Genomic DNA, 10005 nt, shown 5'->3' with positions numbered 1-10005 from the left:
TCGACTGCCTGTACCAACGAGCTCCGTTGTGCTTTCGCCTCGAACCCTCAACGTGCTTGCGGCACCTGCGAAAACGCTAACTTCCCGGCCTTGGGGAGGCCCTCACAGTGGGCGGCGTGGTAGGAACGCTCAGCTCATTGCGTTGGCGGTGGTTGAATCCTGTTGGCTTCGGGTACCCCATTTCCGTGTTTGATCAAGAAAAGGACACGGGGGGACGCTTTTCATCGTGGACTGTCCCAGCCCAGGCGCGCAGAGTGCGCGGGGTGAGGCCGTAGCGTCGTTTGAAGTCAGGATTGCGGCGGCCCAGTTCGACCCATGAGCGGCCGGACGAGAAAGCGCCGCGCATGATGTGGTCGAATGCCACGTAGAAGGCGCTGAAGGCGCCTCTGGGGGCGAAGCCGCAGGCCCAAAAGTGGTATCGGGTGTCGTCGAGGAGGATGAGGCCGGAGCAGATAAGCCCGTCGCGGGCGCGGAGTTCGAGGACGCGGACGTCGTCCCCGAGGGCGAGCACAAAGTTCTGGAAGAGGCCGGGCTGGTAGTAGTCGGAGTTGTTGTGCTTGGCGGCGGTGGCTCGGGCCAGGGTGACGAAACCGTCCAGGTCGGCGTCGTGTGCAGCGCAGATGATGGCGGTGACTCCGGCGCGCTGGGCGGCTCGTAGGTCGCGCTGCAGGTTGCGGCGGGGTTTGCTGGGCAAGGTGGTGAGGTAGCCGTCGTAGTCTTTGCGGGATGGCAGGTCCAGGCCCCATCCGATGTCGATGTCGGTTCCGTGGAGACCGCGGATTTCAAGTAGGTCGTTGAGGCGTGTCGCGGCGTCGACGTTGGCTAGCCCGTAGAGGGTGGCTCCCCAGTCACAGGCGACGTGGTGGAGCATGTCGAGGGCCACGTTGATGGCTGGGATGGCTCGGGGACGTGCGGGGATGACGGTGTCATAGCAGTGCCATACGTGGCTCATCAGCGCTGGCTGCCCTAGTGTTTCGGGGAAGTGGTCGTTGATCACGCGCATGGGGTCGACGCCTTGTTGGAGGTATGCGGGGAAGGCGGCTTGAAGGACGCCTCCTGCGTCGCGGATGAGGATGTAGGCGGTGCGGCGCACGGGATGCAGAGGGTAGCGCTCGAAGGCGCTGAGGAAGGGGCGGCGGTAGAAGACCGGTGCGCGCGCGGTGGCCATCAGTTCGTCCCATTCAGGGCCGACTGCGTCGATGCTTGTGAGGACCTCGGCCTTGAAGCGTCCGCAGGAGGTGGTTATGGCTTCGGTCATGACGGTGTTCCCCAGGCCGCCAGCGTTGCGGACGTGCGGTGTGCTGGGGCTGCGAGGGCGTGTTCAGGTGTCCGCCGGGACGCGGTGATGTTGTCGGTGGAGGTGTACGTGCACCGCATGGCGTGTCACTCCTCGTTCTCCTGATTCGGCTCGGCCCAGTTGAGGATTACTTTTCCCGCGCTTCCTGCGAAGGCGGCGGCGAATGCCTCTCCATAGTCGTCCGCCGCGAAATGATGAGTGATGACGAGCGATGGGTCCATCCCTTGGTCGAGCAGTTCTGACATGCAATGCCAGGTATCGAACACCCGGCGGCCACTGATTCCCTGGATGGTCAACATGCGCAGAGCGATGTCGGCCCAGTCGGTGGACATGCGATCGTCCGGCAGGCCAAGGACCGCTACCTGGCCTCCACGTTTGACACCGGTGAGCAATTCCTGGAGGGCGTCGTGGTTTCCGGACATCTCGAAGCCGATATCGAAACCCTCCCTGAGCCCGAATTCGTCAGCACTCTTCGCAATGGCGTGCGGCTCTGCTTCAACCACGTGGTGGATTCCGATCCGCCGAGCGAGATCTAGCCGGAACTGGTTCACATCGGTGACCACGACCAGATGCGCATCTCGGTGAACGGCAATCGCGGCTGCCATGCAGCCGATAGGTCCTGCCCCGGCAACCAGCACCGTCCTGTCTTGCAGAGGGAAGGCATCAGCGATGTGCACCGCGTTGCCGAAGGCATCGAATATGGCGGCCACGTCCAGCGTGACGCCGGGGCGATGTACCCACACATGGTCGGCGGGCAGGGTTATGTACTCGGCAAACGCTCCGTCGCGATCTACGCCGAGTGTCCGTGTGTGGGGGCACAGATGTTTTCGGCCGGCTGTGCAGTGGGGGCAGCGGCCGCAGGTGAGATGGCCTTCTCCGCTGACCAGTTGACCGTGTAACAGACTGCCGACCCCCTCGCCGACGGCGATGATTTCACCGACGAATTCATGGCCGATGATCCGCGGTGGCGCAATGCGCCGGAGGGCCCAGGGAGTTGAGTGATGGATGTGCAGGTCAGTACCGCAGATTCCGGTACGCAGTACCCGAATCAGCACGTCATTGCGCCCTAGCTGGGGGCGGGGTACCTCGCGGAGCTCCACCCCTTCCTCGGGCCCCGCCTTGACCAGCGCTTTCATACTTCTCCGATCCGTGATCACTGTGGTTCCTTCGCGAGCGGCGAACGGCTGGGCCGGCAGCCGATGGTCCACTCAGTGGGCATCGCATGGCCGCTCAGGATGGATCACTTCTTCCTGGTAGAGGATGATGGTGGCTCCGCCGGTGGCGAAGTTGGCGACATCTGCCGCCACTGTCTGCCCCTGCGGTGATGCCAGGAGCTGCTCCATGTCCTCGCGTGTTGCTGTGCAGAGTTCGGCGATCATGTAGAAGGGTGGGGGTTTTCCGTCCTGTGTCTCGCAGAGTCCGACGATCCATCGCTTGATTCCGGGAAGTTGTTTCCCCAGAGGGATGTGGACGTTCCGGTAGTGTTCCTGAAACGCGGCTGGGTCATCGGGGTGGCCGAAGAGGCAGGTGAGCCGGTACATAGCGCGTCATCCTGATGCGGACTCGGGCCGGGGTGAGACGTTGTGGCTGGGCCGGAAGATGTTGTCCGGGTCCCAGCGCGTCTTGACGCGTTCCAGCAACGCACGGGTGGCGGGATCGTAGGCCGCCGTTGCTGCTGCCGGCCCCTCATCGGCGAGGTAGTTGACATAAGTGCCGGTACAGAAGGGGTTGAGGCGCTTATGGAGGCTGCGCACCCAGGAAATGTTGCGGTCATCATCACTGGGGCTGTCCCACATACCGACTGCATTGACCAGGTAAGGAGCATCCCTATGAGCGGCCGCCGTATGACCTGGCGGGACGCGGGCTACCGCTCCGCCGAGCTGGTGGATGAGGATCTGGGCCGATGGCGAGGGGGGACATGCGGCGAACTCAACCAGGTCCGCAATCAGCCGGGGTGGAAGATCGCTGATGTAGCCCGGCTTCCAGTAGTTGCGCATTCCGGGTGGCGAGCCCGCATCGAGCAGTGATTGCTGTTGAGGGTAGGGCATCGGCTGCACAAGGTCCACGGCGGGCGGGCCAAATCGGCGCAGGGCCTCCGCGAGTTGCTCCCGCTCGTCAGCGTCGCCAAGGGCGCATAGAGCCACCATCAGCGCGGGCTTGCCACGCAGTGCCGCGGGGAGCGCGGGATCGGTTGGCGCGGTGAAGAACGCGGCCGCCGTGGTGACCGTATCGGGTGCCGTACGGCACCAGTGAGCGTAAAAGTCCAAGACGTCTTGGGCGCGTTCGACGGTATGGATGACATAGCCGCCCAGTACCTCGGTCACCGGGTGCAGACGGTAAGTGAACTCGTGGACGACGCCGAAATTACCCCCGCCGCCGCGCAAGGCAGCGAAAAGATCAGGATTCCGGGCATCGTCAACCGTGATCACTTCGTTGCGGGCCGTCACCAAGGTGGTCTGGAGCAGGTTGTCGCATGCCAGGCCATAGGCTCGCATCAGCCAGCCGACACCGCCCCCAAGGGTCAAGCCGCCGATGCCTGTGCTGGATATCATCCCGCCTGTGGTCGCCAGCCCATAGGCGGCCGCTGCCCGATCCAGATCCCCCCACGTAGCGCCACCTTGAGCGCGCACGACCCGCTCGACCGGATCGACGTCCACGGTGCGCATAAGTGAGAGGTCGAGCACCAGACCGTCGTCACACGTGCCGCTGCCGGTCACGTTGTGCCCGCCTCCTCTCACGGCGAGCGGGAGCTGGTGGTCCAGGGCGAAGCGGATACCGAGCTTGATGTCAGCGAGCGTGCGCGGCCGGGCGATGAGGCGGGGATGGCGGTCGATCATCCCGTTCCAGACTCGGCGCGTGCTGTCGTACTCCGGGTCACAGGGACGGATGATCTCGCCTGCGAAGCCACTTCCGATCGTTTCGTCGGCGTGTGGTGGGATCGTTCCCTGCGTGGCAGGAGCTCCATTGCGGACACGAGCGGTGGGTTGACGGAACTCTGTCATACGGCTGTCCACCCTCCATCCACGACAAGGCCGTGTCCCAGAATGTGTGAGGCAGCCGGCGAGCAGAGCCACACCACCGCGGCCGCGACTTCCTCAGGCGTAGTGAACCGCCCCGTGGGAGCGGTCGCCCGCAGCTCCTCTACCGCCTTGGCATCCCCGCGCAGGACGCGGTGCATCATGTCGGTCGGCACCGGGCCCGGGCACACAGCATTGACGCGGATACCTTGCCTGGCATAGTCGACCGCAGTCGCACGGGTCAGCCCGAGAACTGCGTGCTTGCTGGCCACATATGCGGTCGCCTCGCGCGAGGCGACCAGGCTCAGGGTCGAAGCCATGTTCACGATCACGCCGCTGCCCTGAGCCAGCATCTGTCGGAGCTCGGCCTGCATGCACAGCCAAACGCCCTTGACGTTTACCGCCCAAATACGGTCCCACACTTTGGGCGAGACGTCGGCCACGATCTGTCCGGGCTCATTGATGCCGGCATTGTTGACAGCGCAGTCCAGGCGACCGTATGCATCCACCACCATAGTGATCAGCTCGGCCGTATGCTCCGGCTGTGTGACGTCACACTCGAGATCCAGCGCAGTGCCACCGCTGTCTTGGATCATCTGTGCGGTCTTTGCCGCCGAAGCTCCGTCGATGTCCGCAATCACTACCGTGGCACCAGCGCGAGACAGAGCCATGACACAGGCCTGTCCGATCCCTCTGGCACCGCCGGTGACCAGGACTACCTGACCGGTCAGGCTCCTGCCGTCCGCTACGGCCTGGCTCACGACTACCTCCTCGTGTAGGGAACGCCTTCGTCCGCCCCGCTACTTGCCTTCCGTCTGCGGGGCCGCGACACAGCTCAGGATCAGGGTGTGGGGGCAGTCCAGGTACCGTTTCCAATACGACGCGCCATGCAAGGCGAGACCCTCGTCGGTGACCTTCGGGTGGATCCACTGCAAGCTCTCGAACCCCGCAGCGCGCGCCGCATCCTCCTGCGTAGCGCGGGACCAGCGGTATGCGGTCAGGGAGAAAGTGGGGTGCTCGGGGAGCGTGATCGTCAGCGTCAGCGGCGCACCATCGGGCACCTGCTGGCCTCCGTCAACAGCCACCAGCTCGAAGTCGTACTCGGCGTAGTAGCCAGGCGTCACCGCCGCTTCCGGGTTCAGCACATACGTGACGCAGCGTCCACCGGATGCCGGCAGCGCTCGCCGCGCAGTACGGAACAGTCCGTGCAGCGCCTCAACGGTCGGGGCGTACGGTGCCACATACACACCCGCCACCAGGTCGAAAGCCCCGTCCAGTTCGGGGTCAGGCGCATCGATCGGACGCGTGATGTCACGACGCAGATAATCGATGCCCAGCTGTTCCCGCCGCTCGCGCGACCGCGCATAGTCAAGCATGCCCTCTGAGACATCCGCGCCTACGACCCGCTGGGCACCATGGGAACGCAGCCGCCGACTGTAAACCCCACTGCCACACCCGAGATCAAGGACTTTCAATCCTGTAATGTCTCCGAGCGCCTCAAAGTAACTCGGATACTCCAGATGCTGGCGCACAGCCATATCCACCGCCGTGCTCTCATAAGCTAGGGCGAGATCGTCAAACTGACTGCCCATCAATGACCTCCCACAAGTATTCCTGGCATGGATTATGCAGAAGCGGGCCGCAGTAGAGAAGCGGCTCGGTCAATGAGAACTAGTCGAATCCAACTAGTTCAAAATTCCTTTCAGTTGCCAGTACACCAACCATCGTCGGAGTTGTACAGATGGCCGGCGCGCTCACTATCAATCAAGCCCGACAACCGTGCGCCTTTGTGAAACGACATGTCCGGTCGATCTTGAGCGATCGAGCGGCATTAATTCTTTGCCGGGCAGTGGTGTTTTCCCCGGACATGCAGGGGTACTCGGGAAAATTTGCATGTCGGCGCGCCTCCGTCTGAGGGTGACCGCTGGAGTCAGGCCAAGGCGAGAATCATGTGACGCGCCGACTCTGATCCATAAAGGTGTCTGCGTGCCGGATGACGGCTCCTGGGGTGAACCCAGAGGCTGCCGAAACCATAGTTCACTGTGAGGGCGAAGCATCGATGTCCGACTGGCGACTACTCTATATTCCGCCTCCATTTTCACTTCTCTAATGCGCTAGTATTTATACGAGTGCACCGCCGTTGGCCGCTGGGCGGACCAACGGCGGTGACGCAAGATCACATCATTACGCCGCAAATGCCACGGCGATATGCCGATGGGATCGTCATGCGGCGCTGGCGAATCGTGAGTGCGGAGGGAAAGGATCACCTGCGTGGAACCCTTATCTTCACATTACTTGTGGCTGTATACCGCCTACAGGCAATGTGCTCATGTCGCCGCCGATGATCGCGAAGCACCGGGCGACGAGCAAGGTGAACCGGGGGCAAGCCGGTTATTACGCCGGCTTGGTGGAGCCCGGGAAACTCCCGATCATTGAGCGGCGCGGGACGGAGCGGTGGCGGCGATACTGCGGCCGCGGCCGGCCCTGCGCAGGTGGTCGTTCGTGGGAGCGGCGAGTTGGAGCAGGCCGACATGGAGGTCGGCGCGTATCTCGTAGCGGATCCGGAGCCGTTTAAGCTGATGGAGCCAGGCGAAGGCCCGCTCGACGACCCAGCGGGTCTTTCCCAGGCCGGAACCGTGAGCTGTGCCTTTCCGGGTGATCTTCGGTGTGATGCCGCGGGCCCGCAGGAGACGGCGGTACTTGTCGTAGTCGTAGGCGCGGTCGGCGAACAGCCGGTGAGGCCGGTGACGTGGCCGTCCGCGAATCCCGCGGATGCGGGGTATCGCGTCCAGCAGACATCAGTTGGGTGACATCGTGACGGTTTCCGCTGGTCAGGGTGACAGCCAGGAGTGTTCCGTGCCGATCGGTGATCAGATGGTGCTTGCTGCCCGGGCGGGCGCGGTCGACCGGCGAAGGCCTGGTGTGAGCCCCCCTTTGAGGGCTCTGACGTGGGAGCCGTCGGCGGCCGCGTCATCCATGTCCAGCAGGTCCGCTGCCCGCAGCTCCGCCAGAAGGAGCTCGTGTAGACGGGGCCACACGCCAGCCTGCTCCAGTCCCGAAGGTGCCGCCAGGACGTCACCCCACTGCAGCCGATCTTCTCCGTGGGGACGTCTGCCCAGCTCACGCCCTTGCGCAGGACGTAAACGATGCCCCGCAAGGCAGCGCGGTCATCCGTCGGCAACCGGCCTGGGTGCCGTCGACGCCGCGGTGGACGAGGAGGGGCAACGGGGCAACACGTTCCCCCAGGTCACCAGGCACAAGATCATCCGACACTCGAAGAACTCTGCCGCCATCAAGCCCAACTCCCAACCCTCACCCGCCAACTCATTCTGAAATGATCAGTTAGTGCTGCAGGCAAAGGCCCTCCCTTAGTCGCCATGCGACGCCGAGACCGGTCGAGTTGATCAGTGCCGGTACAGCGAAGGCCAGTCAGCCCTTGGTTGCTTCTCGGAAGATCCCGACCAGCTGAATTTCAAGTCCTCCATCGTCCAACTCTCAACAAGGGGCTCAGGAAGCAAGGTGAGGGACCCATGGCCCGTCTCCCCAACACACACTTGACGGCGCTCTTTGAGGCCACGGGCTGGAGTCCCGGCCAATTGGCCCGAGCCCTGCGCGAGGTCGCTAGCGAGGAGGGCCTTGACCTGGCGTGCAATGACACCACGGTGCGGCGCTGGCTCGCCGGCACCCAGCCCCGACGCCCATACCCCACGCTGTTGCTGGAGTGCCTCACCCGCCGCCTGGGAAGGCGCATCACGCCGCAGGAGGCCGGACTCACCCGAACACCAGCTGTCGTTGTGGATCCGTCCTGGGAGACCGATCCCGTGGGCAAACTCGCCCATCTAGCCCACACCGAACTCAATTCCCAACGGCAAGTTCTGCTCGACACGAGCGTCGTCACACTCACCAGCATCGCCTTACGCGACCTGACCACACTCCCCAGCCCACCGCGCCGACCCAAGAACCCGCTGCCAGACCGGCCGCACGCCGACCAGCGGGAAGTCGACCAACTTCGCGCCATGGCAGCGGTGTTCGTCGCGACAGCCGACAAGTATGGCGGACAGCACGTCCGAGCGGCCCTGACCGCCTACCTCCTCCACGACGTCCTGCCCGTCCTCAACACATCCGCCCGCGTGCGTACCCACCACGAACTGCTGATAGCCGCATCCCACCTCACCCTGCTGATGGGAACGATGTGCGCCGACAGCGGCCACGGCTCCACCGCCCAGCACTACCGCCAGATCGCCGCACGCCTCGCCGCCGACGCCGGTGACCACGCCACCCTCGCCATCGCCCTGCGCGCCATGGCCACCCACGCTCACGACCTGGGCAACCACACGCCGGCGGTCCTACACCTGGCCGAATACGCCGACCAACACGCCCGCCACGCCTCCCCCAGCGTCCGCGCCTACACCCACATCCACCTGGCCGTCATGAACGCCCACCACAACCGCCGGGCCGCACTCACCGCCCTCGCTCGCGCCGAAAACCTCCACACCCACTCAGCTGCCCCTCCCGGGCCCTTCAGCAGCTACCCCGCCAGCGCCCTGCACTATCAGCGCGCCCAGACCCTGGCCACCCTCGGCGACCACACCAACGCCCTCACCGCACTGACAACATCACTGCACCTGCGCAGCCCAACCGACAAGCTGCGCGCCGCCCTCACCCATGCCCGTCTCGCCGAAACCCACCTGCGGCTCGGCCACCTGGAACAAGCCCTGGCACACTGGAACTCCTTCCTCGACATCTACCCCGCCCTGCACTCCACCCGAGCCAAACAGTGCCTACGTACCGCACTCCAACGCCTGCGACCCTTCCAACGCCACCCCGCCGTCAGTGACGTTCTCGCCCGAGGGCGTTATCACGTGAACTCGGCCCATGCACTGCGGTGACTGACCCTTGGACCTGACCAGTAAACGGTGTAACTGGGTCGGCTGGTTGGTCAAGATTCGATTGTGGGTGAGGCGGCCGCCAATGGCGATGTCGAAGGCCTGCAGACGGCGTTGCCATGTTGTTCGTGTAGGCGTGCGATGATCTTGGTGTAGGTCGTCGGGGGAGGGCTGGTTGTCGACACGCCGTCGTACAAGGATCGGTTCCCGGCCGAGATCATCAGTCACGCTGTATGGCTGTATCTGAACCGCCCCAGGTTTGATCGAGACTCTAGGTCGTGGCTGTGACCTGGGATTTCGTGGTTCCGCGGTAGTACTTGGTCTCGTATTCGGCGGGCGGGATGTGCCCTATTTCACCGTGGAGCCGACGGTGGCAGTACCAGTCGACCCATTCGGCGGTGGCGAGTTCGACCTGGGAAAGCATCTTCCAGGGGCGACAGGGCTTGATCAACTCGGTCTTGAACAGGCCGATCGTGGACTCCATCAGGGCGTTGTCGTAGGCGTCGCCGACTGATCCGATCGACGCGGCGATGCCTGCACGGTCGAGGTGCTCGGCGAGCGCGAACGATGTGTACTACGAGCCGGCATCGGAGTGATGTATCAACTCGCGGGCGATGGCTTGGTGGTGTCTGCGCCAGTGGGACCAGTTCAGTGCGTGGAGTCGTCGGTCCTGGTGGGGTCTGGGGTGGGGCAGGAGAGTGTCCAGCAGTCGCCGGATCTCTGCCACGGTGAGGGGAATGAGGCTGGTGGTGTCGTTTCTGCCGCCCCCTTTATGGTGTCCTGGGCCTGGGCTGCGAGGACGGCG

At 64.1% G+C, this 10005-nt stretch carries 7 protein-coding genes and 2 pseudogenes; 1 reads left to right on the top strand and 8 read right to left on the bottom strand.

Going from position 1 to position 10005, the window contains the following annotated elements; translation table 11 throughout:
- Positions 1-193: 193 nt before the first annotated feature.
- The 7 genes and pseudogenes from ABZ624_RS40915 to ABZ624_RS40885 form a co-directional block, all read right to left on the bottom strand.
- On the bottom strand, positions 194-1258 hold the full coding sequence (locus ABZ624_RS40915; protein WP_360100436.1) for a GNAT family N-acetyltransferase: 1065 nt from the start codon (positions 1256-1258) through the stop codon (positions 194-196).
- 125 nt (positions 1259-1383) lie between these two features.
- Entirely contained in the window at positions 1384-2433 is a 1050-nt protein-coding gene (tdh, locus tag ABZ624_RS40910; RefSeq protein WP_360100433.1) for an L-threonine 3-dehydrogenase, read from the bottom strand.
- A gap of 72 nt (positions 2434-2505) precedes the next feature.
- The gene (locus tag ABZ624_RS40905) at positions 2506-2838 is read right to left on the bottom strand and encodes an EthD family reductase (protein ID WP_360100430.1); all 333 of its coding nucleotides are present in this window, start codon (positions 2836-2838) and stop codon (positions 2506-2508) included.
- Positions 2839-2844: 6 nt separating this feature from the next.
- The gene (locus ABZ624_RS40900) at positions 2845-4299 is read right to left on the bottom strand and encodes an FAD-binding oxidoreductase (RefSeq protein ID WP_360100427.1); all 1455 of its coding nucleotides are present in this window, start codon (positions 4297-4299) and stop codon (positions 2845-2847) included.
- On the bottom strand, positions 4296-5075 hold the full coding sequence (locus ABZ624_RS40895) for a glucose 1-dehydrogenase (RefSeq protein WP_360100424.1): 780 nt from the start codon (positions 5073-5075) through the stop codon (positions 4296-4298). Before ABZ624_RS40895 ends, ABZ624_RS40900 begins: the two co-directional genes overlap by 4 nt.
- Before the next feature lie 39 nt (positions 5076-5114).
- A complete protein-coding gene (locus ABZ624_RS40890; RefSeq protein WP_360100421.1) occupies positions 5115-5906 on the bottom strand; it encodes a class I SAM-dependent methyltransferase in 792 nt (263 codons plus the stop codon).
- An 837-nt stretch (positions 5907-6743) separates the two neighbouring features.
- Positions 6744-7587 (bottom strand): annotated as a pseudogene (locus tag ABZ624_RS40885) (IS5 family transposase).
- Positions 7588-7844: 257 nt separating this feature from the next.
- Between ABZ624_RS40885 and ABZ624_RS40880 the strand changes: the two are divergent.
- Entirely contained in the window at positions 7845-9203 is a 1359-nt protein-coding gene (locus tag ABZ624_RS40880; protein WP_360100418.1) for a hypothetical protein, read from the top strand.
- 268 nt (positions 9204-9471) lie between these two features.
- Here ABZ624_RS40880 and ABZ624_RS40875 read toward each other — a convergent pair.
- Positions 9472-9804 (bottom strand): annotated as a pseudogene (locus ABZ624_RS40875) (integrase core domain-containing protein); the annotation flags it as partial.
- Between the last annotated feature and the right edge of the window lie 201 nt (positions 9805-10005).

The organism is Streptomyces sp. NPDC007205 (assembly GCF_040634095.1).
Classification (GTDB): Bacteria; Actinomycetota; Actinomycetes; order Streptomycetales; family Streptomycetaceae; genus Streptomyces.
Note: the sequence above shows the minus strand (reverse complement) of the source record. Positions and strands in the feature narration are given on the sequence as shown.

What these genes read in the sequence shown, in the direction of transcription:
- ABZ624_RS40915 (WP_360100436.1), bottom strand. Translation starts at nt 1,258, where the DNA reads ATGACCGAAGCCATAACCACCTCCTGCGGACGCTTCAAGGCCGAGGTC.
- tdh (WP_360100433.1), bottom strand. Translation starts at nt 2,433, where the DNA reads ATGAAAGCGCTGGTCAAGGCGGGGCCCGAGGAAGGGGTGGAGCTCCGC.
- ABZ624_RS40905 (WP_360100430.1), bottom strand. Translation starts at nt 2,838, where the DNA reads ATGTACCGGCTCACCTGCCTCTTCGGCCACCCCGATGACCCAGCCGCG.
- ABZ624_RS40900 (WP_360100427.1), bottom strand. Translation starts at nt 4,299, where the DNA reads ATGACAGAGTTCCGTCAACCCACCGCTCGTGTCCGCAATGGAGCTCCT.
- ABZ624_RS40890 (WP_360100421.1), bottom strand. Translation starts at nt 5,906, where the DNA reads ATGGGCAGTCAGTTTGACGATCTCGCCCTAGCTTATGAGAGCACGGCG.
- ABZ624_RS40880 (WP_360100418.1), top strand. Translation starts at nt 7,845, where the DNA reads ATGGCCCGTCTCCCCAACACACACTTGACGGCGCTCTTTGAGGCCACG.